At 73.8% G+C, this 23,045-nt stretch carries 23 protein-coding genes and 1 riboswitch; of the genes, 8 read left to right on the plus strand and 15 right to left on the minus strand.

Features of this window, described 5'->3' with window-relative positions; translation table 11 throughout:
• Positions 1-96: 96 nt before the first annotated feature.
• From BLV76_RS16120 to BLV76_RS16135, 4 genes are read left to right on the plus strand one after another with little or no spacing between them, the layout of a single operon-like run.
• Positions 97-1,140: a FecCD family ABC transporter permease gene (locus BLV76_RS16120; RefSeq protein WP_425433742.1), complete on the plus strand. Its 1,044-nt coding sequence runs from the start codon at positions 97-99 to the stop codon at positions 1,138-1,140.
• A 38-nt stretch (positions 1,141-1,178) separates the two neighbouring features.
• Positions 1,179-2,174 (plus strand): ABC transporter substrate-binding protein, encoded by a 996-nt coding sequence (locus BLV76_RS16125; protein ID WP_175539703.1) that lies wholly within the window; start codon positions 1,179-1,181, stop codon positions 2,172-2,174.
• Positions 2,171-2,971, plus strand: coding sequence for an ABC transporter ATP-binding protein (locus tag BLV76_RS16130; RefSeq protein WP_090970225.1), 801 nt, complete (start codon positions 2,171-2,173; stop codon positions 2,969-2,971). The genes BLV76_RS16125 and BLV76_RS16130 overlap by 4 nt, the downstream gene beginning before the upstream one ends.
• Positions 2,968-3,678 (plus strand): class I SAM-dependent methyltransferase, encoded by a 711-nt coding sequence (locus tag BLV76_RS16135; RefSeq protein ID WP_090970227.1) that lies wholly within the window; start codon positions 2,968-2,970, stop codon positions 3,676-3,678. Before BLV76_RS16130 ends, BLV76_RS16135 begins: the two co-directional genes overlap by 4 nt.
• Here BLV76_RS16135 and BLV76_RS16140 read toward each other — a convergent pair.
• The 11 genes from BLV76_RS16140 to BLV76_RS16190 all read right to left on the minus strand — a co-directional run bounded on the left by BLV76_RS16140 (position 3,659) and on the right by BLV76_RS16190 (position 17,502).
• Positions 3,659-4,378 carry a cation diffusion facilitator family transporter gene (locus BLV76_RS16140; protein ID WP_090970229.1) on the minus strand — a complete coding sequence of 240 codons (720 nt, stop codon included), beginning with the start codon at positions 4,376-4,378 and terminating at the stop codon, positions 3,659-3,661. The two genes, BLV76_RS16135 and BLV76_RS16140, sit on opposite strands and share 20 nt — an antisense overlap.
• Positions 4,375-4,752: an ArsR/SmtB family transcription factor gene (locus BLV76_RS16145; protein ID WP_217630365.1), complete on the minus strand. Its 378-nt coding sequence runs from the start codon at positions 4,750-4,752 to the stop codon at positions 4,375-4,377. Before BLV76_RS16145 ends, BLV76_RS16140 begins: the two co-directional genes overlap by 4 nt.
• 12 nt (positions 4,753-4,764) lie before the next feature.
• Positions 4,765-5,037 (minus strand): hypothetical protein, encoded by a 273-nt coding sequence (locus BLV76_RS16150; protein ID WP_139306602.1) that lies wholly within the window; start codon positions 5,035-5,037, stop codon positions 4,765-4,767.
• Positions 5,038-5,039: 2 nt separating this feature from the next.
• A complete protein-coding gene (locus tag BLV76_RS16155) occupies positions 5,040-5,420 on the minus strand; it encodes a hypothetical protein (protein ID WP_090970233.1) in 381 nt (126 codons plus the stop codon).
• Positions 5,421-5,473: 53 nt separating this feature from the next.
• Positions 5,474-5,600: riboswitch (cobalamin riboswitch) on the minus strand.
• A 31-nt stretch (positions 5,601-5,631) separates the two neighbouring features.
• The gene (locus BLV76_RS16160; protein WP_090970235.1) at positions 5,632-6,780 is read right to left on the minus strand and encodes an AI-2E family transporter; all 1,149 of its coding nucleotides are present in this window, start codon (positions 6,778-6,780) and stop codon (positions 5,632-5,634) included.
• Between the two features lie 83 nt (positions 6,781-6,863).
• Positions 6,864-8,324: a protein adenylyltransferase SelO gene (locus BLV76_RS16165; RefSeq protein WP_090970237.1), complete on the minus strand. Its 1,461-nt coding sequence runs from the start codon at positions 8,322-8,324 to the stop codon at positions 6,864-6,866.
• Positions 8,325-8,355: 31 nt separating this feature from the next.
• Positions 8,356-9,921 carry a peptide chain release factor 3 gene (locus BLV76_RS16170; RefSeq protein ID WP_090970239.1) on the minus strand — a complete coding sequence of 522 codons (1,566 nt, stop codon included), beginning with the start codon at positions 9,919-9,921 and terminating at the stop codon, positions 8,356-8,358.
• A 74-nt stretch (positions 9,922-9,995) separates the two neighbouring features.
• The gene (locus BLV76_RS16175; protein ID WP_090970241.1) at positions 9,996-12,158 is read right to left on the minus strand and encodes an FtsX-like permease family protein; all 2,163 of its coding nucleotides are present in this window, start codon (positions 12,156-12,158) and stop codon (positions 9,996-9,998) included.
• A 529-nt stretch (positions 12,159-12,687) separates the two neighbouring features.
• Positions 12,688-15,861, minus strand: a complete 3,174-nt coding sequence (locus BLV76_RS16180; protein ID WP_090970243.1) for an FtsX-like permease family protein — start codon at positions 15,859-15,861, stop codon at positions 12,688-12,690.
• A 10-nt stretch (positions 15,862-15,871) separates the two neighbouring features.
• Positions 15,872-16,594, minus strand: coding sequence for an ABC transporter ATP-binding protein (locus BLV76_RS16185; protein WP_245734707.1), 723 nt, complete (start codon positions 16,592-16,594; stop codon positions 15,872-15,874).
• The gene (locus tag BLV76_RS16190; protein ID WP_217630366.1) at positions 16,591-17,502 is read right to left on the minus strand and encodes an ABC transporter ATP-binding protein; all 912 of its coding nucleotides are present in this window, start codon (positions 17,500-17,502) and stop codon (positions 16,591-16,593) included. Before BLV76_RS16190 ends, BLV76_RS16185 begins: the two co-directional genes overlap by 4 nt.
• A gap of 92 nt (positions 17,503-17,594) precedes the next feature.
• Between BLV76_RS16190 and BLV76_RS16195 the strand changes: the two genes are divergently transcribed.
• Positions 17,595-17,948, plus strand: coding sequence for a DNA polymerase ligase N-terminal domain-containing protein (locus tag BLV76_RS16195; RefSeq protein ID WP_217630367.1), 354 nt, complete (start codon positions 17,595-17,597; stop codon positions 17,946-17,948).
• 160 nt (positions 17,949-18,108) lie between these two features.
• Here the strand turns inward: BLV76_RS16195 and BLV76_RS16200 are convergent, their stop codons facing one another.
• The gene (locus tag BLV76_RS16200; RefSeq protein ID WP_090970247.1) at positions 18,109-18,774 is read right to left on the minus strand and encodes a hypothetical protein; all 666 of its coding nucleotides are present in this window, start codon (positions 18,772-18,774) and stop codon (positions 18,109-18,111) included.
• A 106-nt stretch (positions 18,775-18,880) separates the two neighbouring features.
• Between BLV76_RS16200 and BLV76_RS16205 the strand changes: the two genes are divergently transcribed.
• Together BLV76_RS16205 and BLV76_RS16210 are read left to right on the plus strand one after the other, a co-directional pair.
• Positions 18,881-19,198, plus strand: a complete 318-nt coding sequence (locus BLV76_RS16205) for a hypothetical protein (protein WP_090970250.1) — start codon at positions 18,881-18,883, stop codon at positions 19,196-19,198.
• Positions 19,199-19,204: 6 nt separating this feature from the next.
• On the plus strand, positions 19,205-19,984 hold the full coding sequence (locus tag BLV76_RS16210) for a nucleotidyltransferase domain-containing protein (protein ID WP_090970252.1): 780 nt from the start codon (positions 19,205-19,207) through the stop codon (positions 19,982-19,984).
• Between the two features lie 9 nt (positions 19,985-19,993).
• Here the strand turns inward: BLV76_RS16210 and BLV76_RS16215 are convergent, their stop codons facing one another.
• The 3 genes from BLV76_RS16215 to BLV76_RS16225 form a co-directional block, all read right to left on the minus strand.
• Positions 19,994-20,386: a CBS domain-containing protein gene (locus tag BLV76_RS16215; RefSeq protein WP_139306603.1), complete on the minus strand. Its 393-nt coding sequence runs from the start codon at positions 20,384-20,386 to the stop codon at positions 19,994-19,996.
• Positions 20,387-20,415: 29 nt separating this feature from the next.
• A complete protein-coding gene (locus BLV76_RS16220) occupies positions 20,416-21,501 on the minus strand; it encodes an NADH:flavin oxidoreductase/NADH oxidase (protein ID WP_090970256.1) in 1,086 nt (361 codons plus the stop codon).
• Positions 21,502-21,599: 98 nt separating this feature from the next.
• The gene (locus BLV76_RS16225; protein ID WP_090970257.1) at positions 21,600-22,217 is read right to left on the minus strand and encodes a YceI family protein; all 618 of its coding nucleotides are present in this window, start codon (positions 22,215-22,217) and stop codon (positions 21,600-21,602) included.
• Positions 22,218-22,337: 120 nt separating this feature from the next.
• On the opposite strand from BLV76_RS16225, the gene BLV76_RS16230 reads away from it, so the two are divergent.
• Positions 22,338-23,045, plus strand: coding sequence for an SDR family NAD(P)-dependent oxidoreductase (locus tag BLV76_RS16230; protein WP_090970259.1), 708 nt, complete (start codon positions 22,338-22,340; stop codon positions 23,043-23,045).

Below are 23,045 nucleotides of genomic sequence, written 5' to 3' on the forward strand. Positions count from 1 at the left end.
GTTGTTTGCAACAAGCGAGAGCGAGGAGCCCGGGTGGCCACCGACACCGTCCAGGTGCCGAGACCGACGTCCGAGTCCCCGGGTGACCCGCTCGGGCTGGCCGCCACCCGGCGTCGTACGACGACCTGGCTGGTCGGGCTCGTCCTCGGGCTCGTCGTCACGATGGTCGCCGGGGTCGGCACCGGGGCCTTCTCCGTCCCGGCCGGGACCGTCGCCCAGGTCGTCGCCCACCACCTGCTCGGGTGGCCGGGGGAGCGCACGTGGAGCGCACCCGTGGACGCCATCGTGTGGCAGGTCCGCCTCCCGCGGGTGCTGCTCGGCGCGCTCGTCGGCGCGGGCCTGGCGATCTGCGGCGTCGCGCTCCAGGCGATGGTCCGCAACGTGCTCGCCGACCCCTACCTGCTCGGCGTGAACTCTGGCGCCTCGAGCGGTGCCGCGGCCGCGATCCTCTTCGGTGTCGGCGCCGGCTTCGTCGACCACGCGCTCCAGGTCACCGCCTTCCTCGGGGCGCTGGCCGCCTCGCTGCTCGTCTTCCTCGTCGCGCGCACCGCGGGCAGGGTCACCTCGGTGCGGCTGCTGCTGGCGGGGGTCGCCGTGGGCTACGCGCTCTACGCGCTCACCAGCTTCCTGATCTTCGCCTCGGGCTCTGCGGAGGGCGCCCGGTCGGTGATGTTCTGGCTGCTCGGCTCGCTGGCCCTCGCGCAGTGGGACCTGCCGTTCGCGGTCGTCGCCGTCGTGGTGCTCCTCTCGATCGCGCTCCTCACCGTCTGGGGCCGGCGCCTCGACGCGCTGGCCGTCGGCGACGAGACCGCCCACACCCTCGGCGTACGGCCCGAGCGCTTCCGGCTGCAGCTGCTCGTCGTGGTCGCTCTGTGCGTCGGGGTGGTCGTCGCGGCCGCCGGGAGCATCGGGTTCGTGGGGCTCGTGGTGCCGCACCTGGCCCGCCGCGCCGTCGGCGGGGCCCACGTCCGCGTGGTCGTCGTGGCCGCGCTGATGGGCGCGATCCTGCTGATCTGGGCCGACATCCTCGCCCGCACCGTCTTCGCGCCGCAGGAGGTGCCGATCGGGATCATCACCTCCCTCGTCGGCGCGCCCTTCCTGCTCGTCCTCATCCGCCGCCTCCACGCCACCAGCGCGTGACACCGGCCCGACCCGCCAGACTCGCCCGAGGAGAACCAGTGCCGCTCGCCCCGACCCGCATCACCGCCACCCTGCTGCTCGCCGGCGCCCTCGCCGCGTGCGGCGGCGAGGCCGACGAGGGGTCCCGGCCGACCTCGTCCAGCACCGGGTCGTACCCCGTCACCGTCGAGAACTGCGGGGCCGACGTCACCTTCGAGGCCGACCCCGCGCGCGTCGTGCTGCTGAAGAGCTCGGCCGTGCCGTTCCTCCACGAGCTCGGCGTGATGGACCGCGTCACCGCGCGCGCCGGGCAGTACCCCGCCGACTACTACGACGACGAGACACTCGCCGAGCTCGACGGCATCCCGCTCCTGACCGACGAGCTCGACAGCAGCGGTCACCTCCAGATCTCGCAGGAGGTGGTGATCTCGCAGGAGCCCGACCTCGTCCTCGGCCAGGTCGACAACCTCTCCCGCGACACCCTCGACGCCGTCGGCATCCCCCTGCTCGAGGAGCCCGCCCTCTGCGGCACCGGCGGCCGGCCGGGCTTCGACGACGTCTACGACCAGCTCGAGACGTACGGAACGGTGTTCGGCCGCGAGGAGCAGGCCGAGGAGGCGATCACCGACCTCCGCTCCGAGCTGGCGGAGATCGAGGCCGAGGTGGGGTCGGAGGGCTCCGGCCGCACCGCCGCCGTGCTCTACCCGACCGTCGGCGGCGGGACGACCTACGCCTACGGCACCGGCAGCATGGCGCACCCGCAGCTCGAGGCCGCCGGCTTCGAGAACGTCTTCGGCGACGTCGACGAGCGGGTCTTCGAGGTCACGCTGGAGGAGCTGCTCGGCCGGGACCCCGACGTGCTGGTCCTGCTGCACAGCGAGGGCGACCCCGGTCCCGTCGAGCAGGCGATCACCGACCTGCCAGGCGCCGACGAGCTCACGGCCGTGCGCAACGGAGACGTGATGACGCAGCTCTTCAACTTCACCGAGCCGCCGAGCCCCTTGGCGTTCGACGGCCTCGCGCGCATCGTCGAGCGGTTCGGACCCGGCTCGTGATCGTCGCCGACGACCTCTCCTGGTCCTACGGCTCGTCGCGCGTGCTGGACGCCGTCTCGCTCGCCGCGCCGCACGGCCGCGTGCTCGGCCTGATCGGACCCAACGGGAGCGGCAAGACGACGCTCCTGCGCCTGCTGCACGGCGCCCTCGACAGCCCGACGGGGTCTGTCACCGTCGACGGCGAGACGCTCGCGTCGCTGCCACCGCGCGAGGCCGCGCGGAGGGTGGCGGTCGTCGTCCAGGAGGCGGGCGGCGAGTCGACGCTCACCGTCGCCGAGATGGTGCTGCTCGGCCGCGGGCCGCACCTGTCGACGTTCCAGCGCACCGGCGACGAGGACCGCCGCGTCGCCGCCGAGGCGCTCGCGCGGGTGGGTGCCTCGCACCTCGCGACCCGGTCCTTCGCCGGGCTGTCCGGTGGCGAGCGCCAGCGGGTGCTGATCGCCCGCGCGCTGACCCAGCAGGCCTCCCACCTGCTCCTCGACGAGCCGACCAACCACCTCGACATCCGCTTCCAGCACGAGGTCCTCGGCCTCGTCGCCGGGCTCGCCCACGACCTGCACCGCACCGTCGTGGTCGTGCTCCACGACCTCAACCTCGCCGCCCGCTACTGCGACGACCTGGTCCTCCTCGGCGACGGAGGCGTCGTCTCCGCCGGACCCGCCGACGACGTGCTGGTGCCCGAGCTGCTCGAACCGGTCTACGGCATCGGCGTGGAGCGCGTGCGCACCGGCGACCAGCTCCACCTGCTCTTCCAGCCCCTCCACCACCACCAGCAGCAGGAGACCGCACCCGCATGACCGAGCAGCAGCTCCAGGATTCGATCAACGACTACTGGACCCGTCGCGCACCCGACTACGACGCCTACCAGCAGCGCCCCGAGCGCCGTGACCTCGACGTGGCGGTGTGGGCCGACATCTGGTCGGCGGCCCTGCCGGAGGCACCGGCCGACGTGCTCGACGTGGGCACCGGCAGCGGCCACGTCGCGCGGACGATCGCCGGGCTCGGCCACCGCGTCACCGGCATCGACCTGTCACCGGGGATGCTCGAGATCGCGGCCGAGCACGCAGCGTCCGATGCGTGCGCCGTCGCGGGCTCCGGCATGACCCCGCCGCGGTTCCTCACCGGCGACGCCGTCGCCCCGGACTTCGCGGAGCAGTCGTTCGACGCCGTCGTCGGCCGCTACGTGATGTGGACGCTGCGCGACCCGGAGGCCGCGGTCGCGAGCTGGGTACGCCTGCTGCGCCCGGGCGGTGTCGTCGCGATGGCCGACAGCCTGTGGTTCACCGACGGCCTCGGCGAGCTCTACGGCGAGCGGCCCGAGGGCCACCTCCCGCTCGCCGACGCCCGCTCGATCGACGAGGTCGCCGACGCCATGCGCCGCGGCGGGCTCGTCGACGTGAGCGTCACGCCGCTCGAGCAGGTCCGCGAGCTCGACCGCGAGCACGGCGTCGCACCGGGTCACGACCTCGTGCTTCAGCACCTGCTCACCGGTCGGAGAGGTTGACGGGGGAGCAGCAGGACCCGTCGCCGCACCGGCACGTCGAGGCCTCGGCGGTCGGGTGTGCGTGCGACGAGCTGATCGGCCCGCAGCACCCCTCGCCCCGCCACGCCGCCAGTCCTTCCCTGACCGCGACGGCCGCGATGACGAGCCCGGCGATCGGATCGGCCCACGACCAGCCCAGCGTGGCGTTGAGCACCAGTCCGACCAGCAGCACGGCGGACAGGTAGGTGCACAGCAGGGTCTGCGTCGAGTCCGCCACGACGGCGTTCGACCCCAGGGCCCTTCCCGTGCGGCGCTGGGCCCACGACAGGAACGGCATGACCACCAGCGAGGCGATGGCCAGGCCGATGCCCACGCGCGAGCTGTCGGGGTCGTGGTCGCCGAGCAATGCGCGCACGGACTCGAACGACACGTAGGCGGCCAGTGCGAAGAACGACAGGGCCATCAGCCGCAGGGCTTGCCGCTCCCGCGTCTCCGGGAGGTGGTGGCGGAACTGCCACAGGATGACCAGCCCACTGGACACCTCGACCACCGAGTCCAGCCCGAATCCGACGAGGGCGACCGATCCGGCGGCGAGACCCGCGGTCACGGCGATGGCCGCCTCGACGACGTTGTAGGCCACTGATGCGCCGGCGAGGAGCTGTGCGCGACGCCCGAGACGCCGGCGGTCGGCGACGCTCAGGAGGGCGACGTCCGTGGTCATCGCCGGCGCGCCTCGACGCCGTAGGTCCCGCACAGCGTCACCGCGTCGCCGGTGAGCGCGAGCATGCGCTCCGCGCACGCCAGGATGTCCATGGTCGCCTCCGGGTGGGTGAGGGAGTAGAGCGAGGCTCGCCCCTCCGGTCGCACCTGGGCGATGCCGCAGTCGACGAGGCATCCGAGGTGCTGCGAGACCGTCGACTGGGCAAGGCCCAGGTGTCGGACGAGGTCGACCACCCGGTGCTCTCCCAGCGCGAGGTGCTGGACGATGGCGAGCCGCGAGCGGTCGCTGAAGCCGTTGAACAGGCACGCGGCCGCCGTCAGCGCCGCAGTCTCGGCGATCGGTCGAGTATCGGCATCCACCTGTGTCATCGGCATGTGCCGATGTTGTCACCTCGAGAGCCGCTGCGTCCAGACCGGGTCGTAGTCGGGGTGCGCCCCGTAGCCGAAGAGCAGGAGCCGGAGCTCGCGCCGCGGCGGGAGCAGGCCGGATCGCAGGGTCACCAGGACCTCGTCGATGACCGCGACCTGGGCGGCGAGCCCGGGTCGCAGCAGGTCGCCCTCGCGCGACGACTCGCGCTCCCAGAGCAGCGCGAGGTCCTCGGTGAGCCGGTCGACCAGGAAGACGGCGAGCGAGGTCAGGTCCGTGTCGAGGTGCCGCACGATCACACCTTCGTCGCGGTGGACGACGGCCGGAACGGCGAGCGCCGCAGGCTCTCGGGCAGGTCGGCGACGCCCGGTCCGCCGGCGTGCACCCAGTCGGCGATGGCCGACGCCTCGTGGCGTCCGTTGAGCAGGCCGAGCCAGACCGGCCGCGCGCCGTCGCGGCGGGCGCCCGGGGAGGGGCTGACCACGACGACGTCGGAGCGCTCGCACGGCCCGAGGCAGTCCGTGACGCGGACGGTCGCGGCGTCGCCGAGGAGCGTGCGCAGGGTGTCGAGCCGGGCGGCGTGGTCGACCAGCGGTCGCTTCTTCGTCGTGCCGCAGCAGCAGCCGCGGCAGACGGTGACGGTGGGTCGGTCTGCTCGTGCGAGGGGTCGGTCCATCGGTCCTGCGCTCCATCTCTCGTGGAATCGTCATGTGCGGAAATGGACGCAGGCGGTCTCCTGACTCCTGGGTCGAGCGCTGTTCCCGGCCTTCCCGGACCGTGCGGTCCAGTGGCGTGTTCGGGCGCAGCTCCCCAGTCACAGTGGCGAGGACCGTGTCGGGCTTGCACCGACTTCCCGGTCTGCGTCTGGCGGCGAGTCTAGGGCAGCGTCAGTCCCCGGAAGGACGTGGCGCGACGCCGGACCTGGTCCGCGCGTCGACGACCTCGTCGAGGTAGCGCACCACGACGGCCAGTACCGCCGTGACGGGCACGGCGAGGAAGGCGCCCGAGATCCCGAACAGGGTGCCGCCGAGGGTGACGGCCAGCAGCACGACGGCGGCGTGCAGGTTCATCGACTTGGACTGCAGGATCGGGGACAGCACGTTGCCCTCCACCTGCTGCACGGCGACGATGAGCGCGAGCGCCAGCAGGGCGCCGGTGGGGCCGTTGGACACCAGCGCGATGAGGACGGCGATCGACCCGGCGACGAAGGCGCCGACGATCGGCACGAAGCCGGCGAAGAAGGTGAGGACAGCCAGCGGGATCGCCAGCGGGACGCCGATCAGCAGGAGCCCGCCGCCGATGAGGACGGCGTCGATGAGCGACACCAGGGCCTGGGTCCGGATGAACCCGCCCAGGGTCGCCCACGCGCGGTCGCCGACCTCGGCGAGGTGCCGCCCGGCGGTGGGGCCGGCGAGGCGGCGTACCCACGGCAGGAACCGGGAGCCGTCCTTGACGAAGAGGAAGGTCAGGATCAGCACCAGCACCAGGTTGACCAGGCCGTTGGTGATCGCGGAGACCCCGACCAGCACGCCCGAGGCGATGGTGCCGGCGGACCCGGTCAGCTTCTCCTGCAGGCCCTGGAGCCCGGCGTCGATCTGCTCCTTGGAGACGAAGTCGGAGCTCTGCACCCAGTCCTGCACGTGCTGGAGCCCCTCGCTGGCGCTGTCGACGATGTCGCCGCCCTGCGAGGCCACCGACGGCGCGATCGTGTAGCCGACCCCGACGACCACGAGGATGGCGCCGAGGACGGTGACCCCGGCGGCGAGCGCGTTGGGGAACCTGAGGCGTCGGCGCAGGAACGAGGCGACCGGCGCCAGGACGGTGCAGAGGATCAGGGCCATCAGCACCGGGAAGATGATCACCCAGGCGTACTTGATGACGAGTCCGACCAGCACCAGCCCGAGGGCGATGCCGACGAAGCGCAGGCTCCACCGCGCCGTCCACGACAGGCCGTGGCCGATGGTCTCCTCGCGCGACGGCGGCGCCGGGACGGGCGCAGGCGTGGGGGCGGGTTCGGGAGTACGTCGTCGAGCCATGACGACACCTTGTCAGTCTTCGCCGCGGTCGCTACCACCCGCGTGGGTCGTGGACCCCGAGACAGCGGTCACACGCAGGTGGCTCAGGTGCCGCAGAAGGTCTGGTAGCCCGCGAACGACTCCGGCGCGGGGTCGGCGTACGCCTCCAGCCCGGGGCGTGGGACGTACGGCTCACGGACCGCGTCGAGCAGCCGGTCGAACGGACCGAGGTCACCACCGGTGGCGGCGGCGAGGGCCTCCTCGACGAGGTGGTTGCGGGGGACGTAGACCGGGTTGACGCGGTCCATCGCGTCGGCGTCGGGGGCGAGCGCGAGCCAGCGCGCGGCCCAGGCGTCGTACGCCGCCAGGTCGAGCACGAGCCCGCGCGCGGCCTCGACGTCGCCGCGGGCGGCGCGACCGAGCGCGCGGAAGAAGCCCGTGTGGTCGACGTGGTTGTCGCGCATCAGCTCGACGAGGTCGCCGGCCAGGCCGGCGACGACGTCGTCCGCGAGGCCGTCCGGCAGGCCGAGCTTCTCGCGCATGCCGCGCGACCACGCGGCGGAGTAGAGCGTGCGGAACCGGCCGAGGGAGGCGGTGGCGATCGCGACGGCGTCGTCCTGCTCCTCGGCGAGGAGCGGGAGCAGCGCCTCGGCGAAGCGGGCGAGGTTCCACTCGGCGACGACCGGCTGGTTGCCGAAGGCGTAGCGACCGCCGGTGTCGATCGAGCTGAAGACCGTGGCCGGGTCGAAGGCGTCGACGAAGGCGCACGGGCCGTAGTCGATGGTCTCGCCGGAGATCGTCACGTTGTCGGTGTTCATCACGCCGTGGACGAAGCCCACGAGCATCCACCGGGCGACCAGCTCGGCCTGCGCGGCCATCACGGCTTCGAAGAGCGCGAGGTGGGGCTGCTCGGCGTGGGCGGCACCGGGGTGGTGCCGCGCGATCGCGTGGTCGGCGAGCCGGCGCAGCAGGTCGAGGTCGTCGGTGGCGCGGGCGTACTGGAAGGAGCCGACACGCAGGTGGCTGCTCGCGACGCGGGCGAGGACGGCGCCGGGGAGCACGGTCTCGCGGTGCACCGCCCGGCCGCTCGCGACCACGCCGAGCGAGCGGGTGGTCGGGATGCCCAGCGCGTGCATCGCCTCGCTGATCACGTGCTCGCGCAGCATCGGCCCGACGGCCGCGTAGCCGTCGCCGCCGCGCGAGAACGGCGTGCGTCCCGAGCCCTTGAGGTGGAGGTCGCGGACCTGCCCGTCGCGGTCGGTGAGCTCGCCGAGCAGGAGCGCGCGGCCGTCGCCGAGCCGGGGCGAGTAGCCACCGAACTGGTGGCCGGCATAGGCCTGGGCGACCGGCGTCGCGCCCTCGGGCACCACGGTGCCGGTGAGCAGGCCGAGGCCCTCGGGCGTGCGCAGCCAGTCGGGGTCCAGGCCGAGCTCGCCGGCGAGTGGCTCGTTGAGGGCGAGGAGCTGCGGGTCGGGGACGTCGGCGGCCTGCCACGGGAGCGCGAGCTCGGGCAGGGCGTCGGCGAAGTGGTGCCCCAGCGCGAGCGGGACGACGGGGGTGCTCACCCCGTCGACGATACGCGGGCGGTCGTCATCCTCAGGCGCCGCCGGCGGGCAGTGCCTCGAGCATGATCTCCGGGTTGTCGCGGGCGGTCACCATGGCGCGCCACTGGTCGACGAAGAGCGCCATGTGCGTGCCGTCGCTGCGCTCGAGCACCTCGATGCCGCGCATGCCGGCCAGGGCGGCGGCGCCCTCGGCGTTCGTGCGGCGGGCGACCTGGTAGTCGAGCCGGGACAGCCGGATGGGGGAGTTGAACTCGTTGGTCATCCGGTCCTCGACGACCTCGAACTGCATCGGTCCGACGGCGGCGAGCACGGGGTTCTGGTCGCCGCGGAGGTCGGAGCGGAGGACCTGGACGACGCCCTCCTGGTCGAGCTGCTCGATGCCGCGGCGGAACTGCTTGTAGCGGCTGATGTCGCCGGCGCTGGCGGTCACGAAGTGCTCGGGCGCGAAGCTCGGGACCGGCGGGTACTCGATCGCGTCGCCGACGTAGACCGTGTCGCCGACGCGGAGCGACTGGGCGTTGACGAACCCGATGATGTCGCCGGGCTCGGCGGTCTCGACGGCGGCGGTGTCGCGGCCGAAGACCGACTGCGCGAACTTCGTGGCGAACGGACGGCCGCTGCCCGCGTGGGTGACGACCATGCCGCGCTCGAAGTGGCCGGAGACGACGCGGGCGTAGGCCAGGCGGTCGCGGTGGGCGTTGTTCATGCCCGACTGCACCTTGAAGACGAAGGCGCTGAAGTCGTCGCCGGTGTCGCGCACGGAGCCGTCGACGCCCTCGGTCGCGCTGGGGTCGGGAGCGATGTCGAGCAGCAGGTCGAGCAGCTGCGCGACACCGAAGTTCTGCAGCGCCGAGGCGAACATGACCGGCGTCGTCTCGCCGGCGAGGAAGCGCTCCTGGTCGTGGTCGGCCTCGTCGAGGGTGAGCAGCTCGTGCTCCTCGGCCGCGGCCTGCCACTGGTGGGAGTCGGTGTCCTCGACCTCGTCGGGCGCCATCCGTCGCTCGGGCGCGCGGGTCGCGCCGCCGGCGGTGCGGGTGTACTTGACGAACTCTCCCGTCCGCCGGTCCAGCACGCCGCGGAAGTCGCCGGCCTCGCCGACCGGCCAGGTCAGGGGGGTGGGGCGGAGCTTGATCTTCTCCTGGATCAGGTCCATCAGCTCGAGCGCCGACAGGCCCGGCCGGTCCCACTTGTTGATGACCGTCAGGACCGGGATGCCCCGGAGCGCGCAGACCTTGAAGAGCTTGAGCGTCTGCGGCTCGAGGCCCTTTCCGGCGTCGACCAGCATCACCGCGGAGTCGACCGCCGACAGCACGCGGTAGGTGTCCTCGGAGAAGTCGCTGTGGCCGGGGGTGTCGACGAGGTTGATCACGTGGTCGCGGTAGACGAACTGCAGCGCCGCCGAGGTGATCGAGATGCCGCGGGCCTTCTCCATCGCCATCCAGTCCGACACGGTGGCGCGGCGGTCGCCCTTGCCGTGGACGGCGCCGGCCTCGGTGATCACCCGCGCGTGCAGCGCGAGCGCCTCGGTCAGCGTCGACTTGCCCGCGTCCGGGTGGCTGATGACGGCGAAGGTACGGCGGGGGCGGGTGTCGGGCACCGCGCGAATTTACCCGCCCGGCAGCACCACGGTCTCATCGGCGGGCGCGGGCGGACGGGCGCGCGGGCGCTGCGTCAGGTGCGCAGCAGCCGGGCGAGGGCCGTACGCCGTGCACGTCGCCACTCGACGCCGGCCACGACGAGGGAGCAGACAGCGAGCACCAGCACGGCGAGCGCGGCCCACCAGGGGACGGTGGGCGCGGGCGGGCCAGGCGAACCCGTCAGGCGCTCCAGTGACAGCGACCCGAGCGCGGCGTACGCACCACCCACGCCCAGGGCGAGTCCGGTGACCCCGGCGACGACGACCGGGAGGACGACCTCACCCACCAGGACCCGCCGCAGGGCGTCACCGGGAAGGCCGAGTGCGCGCAGCCGCGCGACCGACTCCGCGCGGGACGGTGCGTCGGTGGCTGCCGCCAGCACCGTGCCCAGGCCCGCGAGCGCCAGGAGGAGCAGGCTCGTCGCCGTGGACAGGTCGAGCATGGCGGACGGGAGGGCGGCGTCACGGCGCTCGGCCAGCTCGTCGCGGTAGGTCGTGAGGGAGTACGCCTCTCCCACGCGTCGGCCGGCACCCTCGAGCGCGTCGGTCGCTCCGGGCCCGACGGCCCACACCGTGGTGGGTGGCGCCACCACGCCGGCGGCGGCGAGGGCCCCGGAGTCGACGACCAGCACGGGATCGAGCGACCCGTCCACGTCAGGTGCCGTGCCGACCACCTCGAGCGGGACGGTGGCGTCCTCCCAGCGCAGGTTCGGCTCGTCGCGCAGGCCGTCCCCGCCCCCGAGCAGCAGGGCCGGCACCCGGTCGGTGTCGTCGGACCGCAACCGTGCGAGCTGCGGCGCGTCGGCGAGCTCGCTGCTGGTGAGCAGCCGCTCGTAGTCGGTCGCGTTGACGACCACGAGCCGCACCACGTCGGCGCCGCCGCGGGCCGACACGCGGACGTCGTCCGCGACCCGGCCGACGGCGGTCGCCCGGACACCCGCGCTGCCACCGACCTCGCGAGCGACCTCGTCGAGGACGGGGTCGGGCGGGCCGTCGAGCCGGGCGTCACCGCCCACCGCCGAGAGGGACCCGGTCGCCTGGCCCTCCCGCTCGGTCGCGGCCAGGGCGACGGCGAAGGTGAGCTGGGCGACGGCGACCACCGTGAGCATCACGGGCACGACGCGCGTGCCGGTGACCGTGAGTCGTGCGGCGACGAAGAAGGCGACGCCGCCGGAGGAGCGACGCGTGACCCGCAGTGCTCCTCGCAGCAGCAGGGGGAGGACGCGGAGCAGCACCAGTGAGCCCGCGACCGCACCCCACGTGGTGGCGCTGGTCGCCGTCAGGTCGCCCGTCGCCGCGTCGCCACCGACGACCCCACGCTGGCGCAGGGCGACGAACGACAGCGCCGCCGCGGCCAGGACGGCGACCTCCAGGGCGAGCCGGCGCACGCGCAGCGCCCGCTCCGCCGTACGGCGTGCCGACCGGTTGGCGGCCACCCGGCGGGTCCCGCGGCTGGCGGCGCGGGCGCCGAGCACGGGCGCCGCGACGGCAGCCACGACCAGCACGGGCACCGACCAGCCCCAGCCCACTGTCCCGGCGAGCAGCCGGGTGAGGCCGAGCCCGACCAGACCGCCCAGCGCCGCCACGAGGATGGACTCGACGGCGAGCTCGGCGGCGACGCCGGCGAGGGTGGCCCCCCGCTGGCGTGCCGTCGACAGCGCGTCGGAGCGTCGACGCACGAGCAGCTGTGCAGCGAGCACGAGCACCAGCAGGGCCGCCGACAGGAGCCCCAGGAGGAGCACCCGCGCCTGACCCTGCGCGGACGCGATCTGGGCGCGTGCGTCCTGCAGGACGGAGGGCAGGAGGCTGTCCCAGGTGATCTCACCCTGCGCCAGCGCTGCTGAGGACTGGAGCGACACGACCGACTGCTCGAGCGAGGCGGCCCGGCGCCACCTCACCCGGGAGGCGTCGGGCGAGAAGACCACGCGATGCGTCACCGCATCGCCCGGGAGGGCGTACCTGAGGTCGGGCAGGGACGCTGTCGAGACGAGTGCGGCGGCGGACGTGTACGGGACGCCCTCGGCCGTCCCGGAGACGGGGTGCAGCACGCGCGGCGCGACCTGCCAGATCTCGTCGTCGGGGTCCGCGGCGGCGAACGTCCCGGTGATCCGGACGAGGACCTGTCGCCCCTGCTGGTCCTTGGCGAGCACGCGGTCGCCGGCGCGCAGTCCGAGCGCGCCCGCGGCCTCCTCCGACACCGCGACCCCGACCGGCCACCCGCTGCTCTCGGGCGGGGCGCCGGAGTCCTCCGGCGCCGCGGCACGGCTGCCCCGCGGGGGCGCCCCGTCGCGTAGCTCACTGCCGGGCCACCGGCCTCCGTGTCGAGGTACGTCAGCTGCAGGTAGCGCCCGGGTCCGGCGTCGAGCAGCTGCAGGGAGGCCGTCGTGATGGTGGTGATCCCCGGGCGCAGGACGTCGGCGAGCCCACCGGGAAGGGCTCCGCGAGCCAGGGCCGCCGCTTGTCGCACCTGCGCGGCGGTGTCGGGGTCCCTCACCTTGTCCTGCGGGGGGTCGTACCACTGCGGCACCGTCGCGACCACGTCGCCGCGCGACCCGACGCCCTGCACGGTGGCGGCGATCGCACGGTCCGCGGTCGTCTCGGTGACCGGGGCCACGGCGCCCGCCAGCGCTGACGTCAGGGCGACGACCAGGCCGACCAGGGCGAGGAGCCCGCGGTCGGCGCGCAGCCGCCCGGTGACCGTCGCCGCGTGCACGGCAGGCAGGCGCCTCACCGGTCACCCGCTCGCAGCCGCGCCGGGTCGGACTGCCGCACCAGGAGCCCGGCGTGGATCGTGGTCATCACCGCGGTGCCGAGCAGCACGCCTGCGACCAGGAGCGTCTCGGCGGTCCACGGCCACGCGACGAGCGCGCGGGGGACCGGCTCGGCCCCCAGGTCCGACCGGACCAGGTGCGGTGCGAGGAGCAGTGTCGCCGCCACGCCGACGACGGTGCTCACCACGACCAGCGGCGCGAAGAAGACCAGGTGCTCGACGAGGAGGAGGCGCCGCACCTCGCGGCGGGTCAGACCGATCGCGCGCAACCTCACGACCCCCGCCACCTGGCGCTGGCGATCGGCGCCGAGCACCAGCCCGACGGCCGCCAGGAGCATCGCCACCGCGAGGGCCACCAGCGCCAGCAGGGTCGCCGGCACGGACACCCGCAGGGGACCCTGCGACAGCTGCGTGGCGACCCCCGCACGGGTCGTGACGTCGCCCAGCTCGAGACTTCTCAGCGCCGCCGTCGTCGCGGCTGTCGGCCGGGACACCCACCAGGCATCGACGACCGGCTCGAGGCGTCCGTCGTCCACCAGCGCCCGCGACAGCGTGTCGGCGTCGGCCAGCACGGCCACCTGTCCCGGTGCCGACGGGACGCTCGGCACCAGGGAGACCACCCGCAGGGCGAGCACGGTGTCGCCGACGATGGCGGACAGCTCGTCACCCGTGTGGGCGCCGACGGCGTCCACGAGGTCCTGCGACACGGCGACCGGGACCGGTCCCGGGACCGGGAACGCGGTCGCCAGCACGTCGGCCCCGGTGTACTGGAAGTAGACGAGGTTGACCGTGAGGTCGGCCCGCAGCACGGTGCCGCTCCCGCTGGTCCGCACCGTCACCTCCTTGGCGCTCACCGGGGACGACTCCTGCAGCGCGAGCACCTGCCAGGGCGGTCCGTCCGCGACCTCCTCCCCGGTGGGGGGCACGCGGACCGACACGCGGACCTGGGCGGCAGCGTCCGGCGAGGCGCCTTCCGTCCCGCCGAGGTCGAGCCGGAGCGCCACCAGCCTCAGCCCGGGTCCCAGGGTGCCGATCCAGTCGACCGGGTGCGAGGCCCCGTCGAGCGCCACGGGCTCCGCCGAGATCGCCGTGCGGAACCCGGTCGGGTCCTCCAGCACAGCGGTCGGGGACACCGTCAGCCCGGCTCCCGCCGGACCACGGCCACGCAGGCGGATCCCGGAGCCCTCGTCCGGCACGGCGATGCTCGCCGCGGGCTCGGCGGGCATCAGTCCTGCGCCGACGTCGGCCCAGGTCGTGCCCGGCTGGGCACGGCCGCGGAGCAGCGCACCCGCCTGCGTGGCGTCGATCGCGACCAGCGCGGGCCGGGAGCCCTCCTCGCCGATGTAGCGCCCGAGGGCGAGGGGGCGGTGGATGACCGGGGAGACGACCGGTGCGGGGGTCTGGCCGCGGACGGCGGCGGCGACAGCCGTGGCGTCCTCGAGCCCGGCCGGTGCGGGCAGGGTCAGGGCGAGGTCGGTGCCGACCCGGAGCGCCGCCTGGTCGGCCTGCGACCGGTCCCACGTCGTGCGCAGCGCGAGGCCGAAGACCGCCGCGGCGACGGCCGCCGCGACCAGCACCATCGCCGTACCGGTGCGGGGACGGCGGGCAGCCTGCTGGGCGGCCAACGGCCCGATGAGTCCCCGGGTGCGGCCCGCCGCGCGCGCCGCTGCGGTGAGCAGGAACGGCACGACGCGGACGCCCAGCACGACCAGCACCGCGAGGCACAGGACCGGGGCGAAGGTGAGGGTGACGTCACCGGGACCGTCCGCCACCGACGAGGGTCGCGACCGCAGCTGCCACCAGGCCGCCACCGCGGCCACCAGCAGGACGCCGTCCACGCCGAGCCGGGCCAGTGCGGCCCGTCGCGGCGAGGGGTCCGGCGCGCGGTCGGGTGCCACCGTGGCGGAGAGGAGGGCGCCGGTGAGCAGGACGCCGGCACCCAGCACCGCGAGAACCGTCGCGGGTGTCACGGTGGGGCCCTGGCCCAACCCGGCTGCCGCGAGGTCCGCCAGGTGGGTGAGGCGCCAGTGCACGAGCACCGCCGCCGGGACGGCGATGGCGGCGGCCGCCAGCGACAGCAGGACTGCCTCCACGCCCGCAGCGCCCAGCTGCTGGCGGCGGCTGAGTCCCACCGCCACCAGGAGTGCGCGCTCGTCCGCACGGACCGAGGCGACGAGGCGCCCCGCGAGCAGGGCCGCGGCGAGGGAGAGGGCCATGCCCAGGAGCAGGACCACCAGCACGGTGGAGCGGGTGCTGTCCTGCTGCGAGTGGATCCGCGCCAGCGTGCGGGGGAGCTCGGACGCCACCCGGGTGATCCGCGCCCGGTCACCGACCCGTGACGACAGGGCACCCGAGGCCTCGCCGAGCGACTCCACGGCGGCAGTCAGCGAGGAGTCGTCGGCCAGCCGGAGGACGGGATGCGCCGTCACGCGCAGTCCGTTGACCGACGAGCCCGAGGCCAGGAAGGACTGCTGGGTGACCACGAAGGGTCCGTAGGTCGGTGCGGCCTCCAGCCCGTCGCTGTAGTTGGGGGAGAAGCCCGCACCTCCCAGGGGATCGCGCTCCCACTCGACGCCCGCGCGGGGCTGGAAGGTGCCGACGACCGTGACCGTCACGGGTGCGTCGACGCCCCCGAGGCCGGTCTCCCGGCCGAGCTGCACCTCCTCGCCCAGGTCGAGGTCGAGCAGCCGCGCGGTGGTCGCGGGGACCACCGCCTCGGCCGGGCCAGAGGCTGCCTCCTCCGGCCACCTGCCGGAGACGAGGTCGGCGCGCGAGGAGAGGTCGTCGGTCGCCGACAGGTAGGCCTGGTCCGCGCCCTCCAGCCGCCTGAGCCGGGACGTGAGGGTGGTCTCGAGCGTGGGTCGCATCGGCGCCAGGACGCTCTCGACCACGTCCCCGGCCTCCTGCGCCGCCGCCGTGACGTCGTCGCCCGCGAGGTCGACGAGGAACGCCGTCACGCTCACGTCCTCGGGCTCGGACTGCTCGACGGCGACGTGGAACGCCCGCTCCTGCGTGGCTCCCAGCACGAGCACGCAGGTGCCGACGAGCGTGCATGCGGTGGCGACCAGGACGACGACCCAGGCCAGCAGCCGTCGCTGCACCCGAGCACGACGGAGGACCAGGGTCAGCACGGGAGCGTCCTCAGCCGTCGACCCGTCCGTCCGAGATCACGAGGACTCGGTCGGCGAGCGACATCAGGACCGCGTCGTGGGTGGCGACCACCGCGGTGACTCCCTCGGACTCGACGACGGCGCGGAGCAGCGCCATGACGGAGAGGCCCGTCTCCGTGTCGAGCTGGCCGGTCGGTTCGTCGGCCAGGAGCAGGCGCGGCGACCCGGCCAGGGCGCGGGCGATGGCGACTCGTTGCTGCTGACCGCCGGAGAGCTCCGCCGGGCGCTGCAGCGCGTGGTCGCGCAGCCCGACCAGCTCGAGCAGGAGCGAGACCCGCTCCTCCCGCTCGGCGGTGGGCGTACGACGCAGCCGCAGGGGCACGCCGACGTTCTCGGCGGCGGTGAGGGCAGGGATGAGGCCGAAGGTCTGGAAGACGTAGGAGACCGAGTCGCGGCGCAGCGTGCTCAGTCCCTGCTCGTCGAGGGTCGTGACATCGGTGCCGTCGACCCGGACGGTCCCCTCGTCGGGCCGGTCGAGCCCGCCGAGCATGTTCAGGAGGGTCGTCTTGCCCGACCCCGACCGACCGACGACCGCGACCATCTCGCCGGGGGCGACGTCGAACGAGACACCACGCAGCGCGTGCACCGGCGCGGCGGCGCTGCCGTAGGTGCGGGCGAGGTCCCGCACGACGACCATCTGCTCCGCGGTCTGCTCGCTCCGGTGCCTGCCCACGTGCTCGCCGGGGATGCTCATGCACCCTCGTCGCGGTCCGAGCGGATCTGCACGTGGTCGTCGGCGAGCGCCAGCCGGACGCGGCGGGTCAGGTTGAGCGCCTCGCGGTACTCACGGGGCAGCTGCACCCGACCGGACCGATCCATCACGGCGAACTCCTCCGCCGTGCCGGGCGTGCCTGCCGTCTCGTGGCTGCGGAGGACCTCGCTGCTGGTGCGCCCGTCCCGGATCGCCACCGTGCGCGCCACCTGCTCGCTCACACCCGCGTCGTGGGTGACGACGACCACCGTGGCGCCCAGCTCGCGGTTGGCCGTCCTCAGCGCCGCGAACACCTCGGCCCCGGTCTCGCTGTCGAGCTCGCCCGTGGGCTCGTCGGCCAGCAGGAGACGCGGCTCGTTGGCGAGGGCCACGGCGATCGAGACCCGTTGCTGCTCGCCACCGGACATCTCCAGCGGGCGCCGGTCGGCGCAGTGCGAGACGCCGAGGAGCTCCAGCAGCTCGGTCGTGCGCTCGTGTCGTCGTGCTCGGGGCGTCCCGGCGATGGTCATGGGCAGGTCGACGACCTGGGCGGCCGTGAGGTACGGCACCAGGTTGCGCGCGGCCTGCTGCCGGACGAAACCCACGACGTGGCGCCGGTAGTGCACCTGCTCGCTGCGCGTCATGTCGATGAGGTCGTGCCCGGCCACGCGGGTCCGACCGGCCGTGGGCGAGTCGACTCCGGCCAGCACGTTGAGCAGCGTGGACTTGCCCGACCCCGAGGCGCCGACGAGGGCGATCATCTCGCCCTCGTGCACGAGCAGGTCGAGTCCCTGGAGCGCCTGCACCTCGACGGTCTCGGACTGGTAGATGCGGACCAGGTTGTCGCACACCACCAGGGCGTCGTGGCCGAACTCGGGCTCGCGCCGCGGTGCATCGGGAAGGGTCAGCACCGATCAACCTCCCGTTCGCCGCGGTCTCGCGAGCCGGCAGATCGTAGCAGTGAGGAACCTCACTCCGGCCCGGTTGCGGGAGCATGGTCGCCATGACGTCGCGCTTCGTGCTGCACGACCACCGCAAGCCCAGCCCGCACTTCGACCTGCGGCTCGAGGAGGACGGCGTGCTGCGCAGCTGGGCGGTGCCGAAGGGCCTGCCCGACGACAGCGCGCACGACCGGCTCGCGGTGATCGTCGGGGACCACGACCTCGACCACGTGGCCTACGAGGACGAGCACAAGACCATCGCCGACGAGGGGACCTGGGAGGAGCACGACCGCGACGAGCGACGGTTCGTGTTCTCGCTGCACGGGCGCGACGGCGTACGTCGCTATGCGCTCATCCACACCGGCGGGAACCAGTGGCTGCTCCACCTGACGAAGGAGCAGCCGCGTTCCGGGTGATCCTCCGCAGCAGCACGACAGCCCCCGGCCAGCGTGCTGGCCGGGGGCTGTGGCGTCGCTGGGGAGGCGACGTGCGTCGAGGTGCCTCGCCCACAGGGGGTGGGGGAGCGAGGTCCGGTCGACGCGGGGGAACCGTGGGGTGTTCCGGTGGGGTCGGGACTCAGAAGGTGATGGCGCCCTGGCACACGTTGCCGTCGCGGGTCGCGCGGAACACGATCCGGTCGGCGCCCGCGCGGTTGGGGATCTTGCGCTCCACGCTGAAGGAGCCGCTGCGACCGCCGGTCGTGGCCGAGCCGCGGCCGGCCACCGCGTCGTTGTCGGTGATCGTCCAGGCCCAGGTCTGGCCGGCGCGGTTGGTGTCGACCTCGCCCTCGACCTCGAGACGGCCGTCGTCGGTCTTCACCTTGAGCTTCCAGGTGCCGGTCGAGGAGCAGGCGCCGGTGCGGATGACGCGGTCGTCGCCACGCCCGCCACGGCCACCGCGGGTCCCACCGTTGTCGTCGCCGCCGCGGGAGCCGGTGCTGCTGCTGTTGTCGTCGGTGCCGCCGCCGCCGCCGCCGCTGCTGTTGTCGTCGGTTCCGCCGTTGTCGTCGCCACCGTGGCCGCGACCGCCGTGGTCGTCACCGCCGTCGTGGTCGTCGTCGCCGTGGCCGCCGTGGTCGTCACCGGCCGGGTCGTCGTCGCCGTGACCGCTGAGCCGGACCGAGGTGTGGCTGTCGGAGTGGGCGAGGGCGGGAGCCGAGGCGGCGGCGAGGCCGGCCAGTGCGAGAGTGGCGGTGGCCGCGGTGACGGCCAGCGTGCGGGAAGTGCTCGTGGAGGTCTTCATGGGACCAAGCCTCAGCCAGCCGCGCGGCCCGCACCATCTGTCTGATGGTGCTAGTACCTGCCGCCGGACCCGTGCATTTCCGGGAGTCGTGCGTCACACTCGGACCATGAGCATCGGTGGTGACATCCGCAGGGCCGCTCGCCGCGTGACGTGGAAGGCGTTCGCTGCCTCTGCTGCCGCTCTCGTCGTCGTCTCCTGCGCCGTTGCCGGCCTGGCGACCCACAGCGTCCCGACCGCGCTGGTGGTCCTGCTCAGCGGGCTGACCGTGGTGTTCCTCGCGGGCCTGACGCTGGACGCGATCAGGGCACCCTTCGACCGCGACCTGGGCCTGGGGGGACGCGGCGGCTCGGCCACCGCCATGTTCGGCGCCGCGGCCACCGGCCACGGTGGGACCGACTCCGGAGGCGGCGGCGGGGACTGCTGACCTGCTGTGACTCCGCAGGCGGTGCAGGACCTGGTCGACTGCTTCCTCGAGGAGGTCGACCGGCGTTTCCCGGGACAGCTGAGTGGGCTGTTCCTGCACGGGTCGATCGTGTGGGGCGAGTTCTTCCCCGGGAGCGACGCCGACTTCGTCGCCGTGTGGCAGCGGCTGCCCGCGGCTGATCGCCTCGCCGACCTGGCCGAGGCCCATGCGGCGGTGAGGGAGCGGTTCGCGACGCCGACCTTCGACGGCTTCCACTGCACCGCGGCCGACCTCGCCGCGAGCCCGTCCGGGGTCGGCACCAGGCCGGTGTTCTACGAGGGCCGGTTCGACGAGCACGGCACGCTCGACATCAACCCCGTCACCTGGCACGAGCTGGCCCTCGGCCCGGTCGTGCTGCGCGGCGAGGTGCCGCCGGTGCACACGGACGACGCCGAGCTCCGCGACTTCACCAGGCGCAACCTCGACACCTATTGGCGTGGCATCGCGGAGCAGACCGCGGGCGAGGGGGTGAGGGAGATCGGTGGGAGCGACGAGGCCGTCGCCTGGATCGCACTCGGCGCGCCGCGCCTGCACCACCTCCTCGCCGAGCACTCCCTCACGTCCAAGAGCGGCGCCGGCCGCTACGTCATCGACCGCCTCGACGAGAGATGGACGCCCATCGCGGAGGAGGCCCTGCGGATCCGCGAGCGCCCGGACACCCCGAGCCTGTACGACGACCCGGTGCGGCGCGGCCAGGACACCCACGACCTCCTCACGTGGGTCGTCGAGGACGGCACGAGGGCCTGACGCCCGGTGTCACGCCTGCGACGACCTCCGGGACGCGAGGTCCTCGGCGGTGCAGAACCCCCGTCCGTGACGCTTGAGGCAGAGCAGCCCGAGGAGTCGTCCCTCGCCGTCGACCACCGCCAGGCGGCGTCTCCCGGTGTCCCTCATGCGAGCACCGGCCTCGTCGAGCGGGACGTCCGGAGCGATCACCCGACCCTCCAGGGTGGCGAGGTCGAGTGCCGACATCTGCGGCGGGTGCTCGCCGGCCAGGTCGTCGCGGGTGAGGGTGCCGACCAGCTCCCGGCCCTCCACCAGGAGCAGCAGGTGGACGTGCTCGTCGGCGAACGCGTCGCGTGCGGCCGTCACCGAGGCGTGGCTCGGCAACGTCTTGGGGTCGGCCACCATCGCAGCCCGAACGTCCACGCTTCCCAGTATCCGCCGACCCGCCCGCCTCAGGCGCGCCAGGCGCCCCGCTCGTACTGCGGGGCGTAGGGCGCGTCGTCCGGATCGACCCCGAGCTCGTGGGCGGCGCGCAGCGGCCAGGAGGGCTCCCGGATCGCAGCGCGGCCGAGCATGATCACGTCGGCCTCGCCCCCGTCGAGGACGGCCTGCGCCTGGCGCGGGTCGTCGATCAGGCCGACCGCGGAGGTCGCGATGCCGGCATGACGGCGTACGGCTGCGGCGAAGGGCACCTGGTAGCCGGGGTGCACCGCGATGTCCTGGTGGGCCACCGCGCCGCCGGACGAGACGTCGACCAGGTCGACGCCGAGGTCGCGCAGGACGGCGGAGAGGAGGACGGTCTGCTCGAGGTCCCAGCCGCCCTCGGCCCAGTCGGTCGCGGAGAGGCGGACGAGCAGCACCTTGTCGGCGGGCCAGACCTCGCGGATGGCGCGGACCGTGTCGACCACGAGGCGGGCGCGGTTCTCGAACGACCCGCCGTAGACGTCGGCGCGGTCGTTGACGAGGGGTGAGAGGAACTGGTGCAGGAGGTAGCCGTGCGCGCCGTGCAGGTCGATCGCGTCGAAGCCGGCGCGGTCGGCGCGGCGAGCGGCCTCGGCGAAGGCCGCGGGGAGCCCGGCGACCTCGTCGGTGGTGAGCGCGCGGGGCGCGGCGAGGCCGTCGAAGGCCGAGGTCGACGGGCCGACCGACTCCCAGCCGCCGTCGTCGAGGGGCACGGACCCGCGGGACCGGCCCAGGCCGTACGTGCTCGCCTTGCGCCCGGCGTGCGCGAGCTGGACGGCGGCGAGTGCGCCCTGGCCGTGGACGAAGTCGACGATGCGCGTCCACGCATCGGCCTGCCGGTCGTTCCAGATGCCGACGTCCTGCGGGCTGATGCGACCTTCGGGGACGACTGCCGCCGCCTCGGTGGTGACGAGGCCGAATCCGCCGGTGGCGTGGCGACCGAGGTTGACCAGGTGCCAGTCGGTGGGGACGCCGTCGCCGTCGAACGCGGAGTACTGGCACATCGGCGACAACCAGATCCGGTTGCGCGCGGTGCGGCCGCGCAGGGTGATCGGGTCGAGGAGGGACGTCGTCATGCTGGCGTCAACGGGCCACCTCCCGCGTCGATTCCGCGAACGACGACGGCGGGACGCGGATCACACGGATCCGCGCCCCGCCGACGGGGTCAGCCAGCTCAGGCGTTCTTGATCGCCGAGATGTCGAACTGGAGCTTGATCTTCTCGGAGACGAGGACGCCGCCGGTCTCGAGCGCGGCGTTCCAGGAGAGGTCCCAGTCCTTGCGGTTGATGGTGGTCTCGCCCTCGAAGCCGACGCGGGTGTTGCCGAACGGGTCGACGGCGGTGCCGGTCTCCTCGAAGGGGATGGTGACCGAGTGGGACACGCCCTTGATCGTGAGGTCGCCGGTGATGCTCCACTCGGCGCCGTCGCGCTCGACGGAGGTCGAGACGAAGGTGATGGCCGGGTGGTTCTCGACGTCGAAGAAGTCGCCCGAGACGAGGTGGCCGTCGCGGTCGGCGGTGCCGGTGGAGACGCTGGCCGGGCGGATGTCGAGGGTGACGGTCGAGGCGGCCGGGTTCTCGGCGTCGACGTGCGCGGTGCCCTCGAAGTCGGCGAACTGGCCGCGGACGGTGGTGACCATCGCGTGGCGCGCCGAGAAGCCGAGGCGGCTGTGGCTCGCGTCGACGGTGTAGTCCCCGGTGATCGAGCCACGGTCGAGGACGGCGACGGGCGCGGCGGTCTCGACGGGCGCGGCGGTGGCAACGTGCTTGGGCTTGCGGCGGAAGAACGACATGGCGGGTGCTCCTGAAGTGGTTGACGATTAAACAACTGAACGGCGGGCACCCGGAGTTCATTCCCGGTCGCGTGTGACCTGGCCCACGTCCGCTCAGGTGGCTGCGCCAGACTGGTTCGCATGAGCCTCGTCCTCGTCACCGGCGCCTCCACCGGCCTCGGCCTCGCCACCGTCGACGCGCTGGTCACCGCCGGCCACGACGTCGTCCTCCACGCCCGCAGCGAGGACCGCCTCGAGGACGCCTCGGTCCTCGACCGCGTCGCCGCGACGGCGTACGCCGACCTCGCGGACGTCATGGCGACCGTCGACCTCGCCCACCGCCTCGACGCGCACGGCCCGTTCGACGCGGTGATCCACAACGCCGGGACGATGGACCGCGCGCTGGCCGTGCCGGTCAACGTCGTCGCGCCCTACGTCCTCACTGCCGTGATGCAGCCTCCTGGCCGGTCGATCGTGCTGAGCAGCGGGATGCACCTCGGTGGCGGCACCGACCTGGCCCGTGGCGGTGGCTACTCCGACAGCAAGCTCTGGGTGACGGCGCTCTTCATGGCGCTCGCCGACCGGCGGCCCGGGACGCTGTCGCACGCGGTCGACCCCGGCTGGGTGCCGACCCGGATGGGCGGGCGCGGCGCGCCCGACGACCTCGTCGAGGGCCACCGCACCCAGGTCTGGCTCGCCATCGCGGACGAGGCCGGGATCGACCCGCGCACGGGCGGCTACTGGCACCACCACAGACCGCGCGACCCGCACCGCAGCGCGGTCGACCCGGGCTTCCAGGACCAGGTGCTCGCCCACCTCGAGGACGTGACGAGCCTCCGGCTGGAGTAG

The sequence above is a fragment of the Nocardioides exalbidus genome, from assembly GCF_900105585.1.
Classification (GTDB): Bacteria; Actinomycetota; Actinomycetes; order Propionibacteriales; family Nocardioidaceae; genus Nocardioides; species Nocardioides exalbidus.

Coding starts and splice junctions, on each gene's coding strand:
- BLV76_RS16230 (WP_090970259.1), top strand. CDS start 22,338: ATGAGCCTCGTCCTCGTCACCGGCGCCTCCACCGGCCTCGGCCTCGCC.
- BLV76_RS16135 (WP_090970227.1), top strand. CDS start 2,968: ATGACCGAGCAGCAGCTCCAGGATTCGATCAACGACTACTGGACCCGT.
- BLV76_RS16225 (WP_090970257.1), bottom strand. CDS start 22,217: ATGTCGTTCTTCCGCCGCAAGCCCAAGCACGTTGCCACCGCCGCGCCC.
- BLV76_RS16205 (WP_090970250.1), top strand. CDS start 18,881: ATGAGCATCGGTGGTGACATCCGCAGGGCCGCTCGCCGCGTGACGTGG.
- BLV76_RS16200 (WP_090970247.1), bottom strand. CDS start 18,774: ATGAAGACCTCCACGAGCACTTCCCGCACGCTGGCCGTCACCGCGGCC.
- BLV76_RS16145 (WP_217630365.1), bottom strand. CDS start 4,752: ATGCCGATGACACAGGTGGATGCCGATACTCGACCGATCGCCGAGACT.
- BLV76_RS16185 (WP_245734707.1), bottom strand. CDS start 16,594: ATGAGCATCCCCGGCGAGCACGTGGGCAGGCACCGGAGCGAGCAGACC.
- BLV76_RS16220 (WP_090970256.1), bottom strand. CDS start 21,501: ATGACGACGTCCCTCCTCGACCCGATCACCCTGCGCGGCCGCACCGCG.
- BLV76_RS16195 (WP_217630367.1), top strand. CDS start 17,595: ATGACGTCGCGCTTCGTGCTGCACGACCACCGCAAGCCCAGCCCGCAC.
- BLV76_RS16160 (WP_090970235.1), bottom strand. CDS start 6,780: ATGGCTCGACGACGTACTCCCGAACCCGCCCCCACGCCTGCGCCCGTC.
- BLV76_RS16140 (WP_090970229.1), bottom strand. CDS start 4,378: ATGACCACGGACGTCGCCCTCCTGAGCGTCGCCGACCGCCGGCGTCTC.
- BLV76_RS16155 (WP_090970233.1), bottom strand. CDS start 5,420: ATGGACCGACCCCTCGCACGAGCAGACCGACCCACCGTCACCGTCTGC.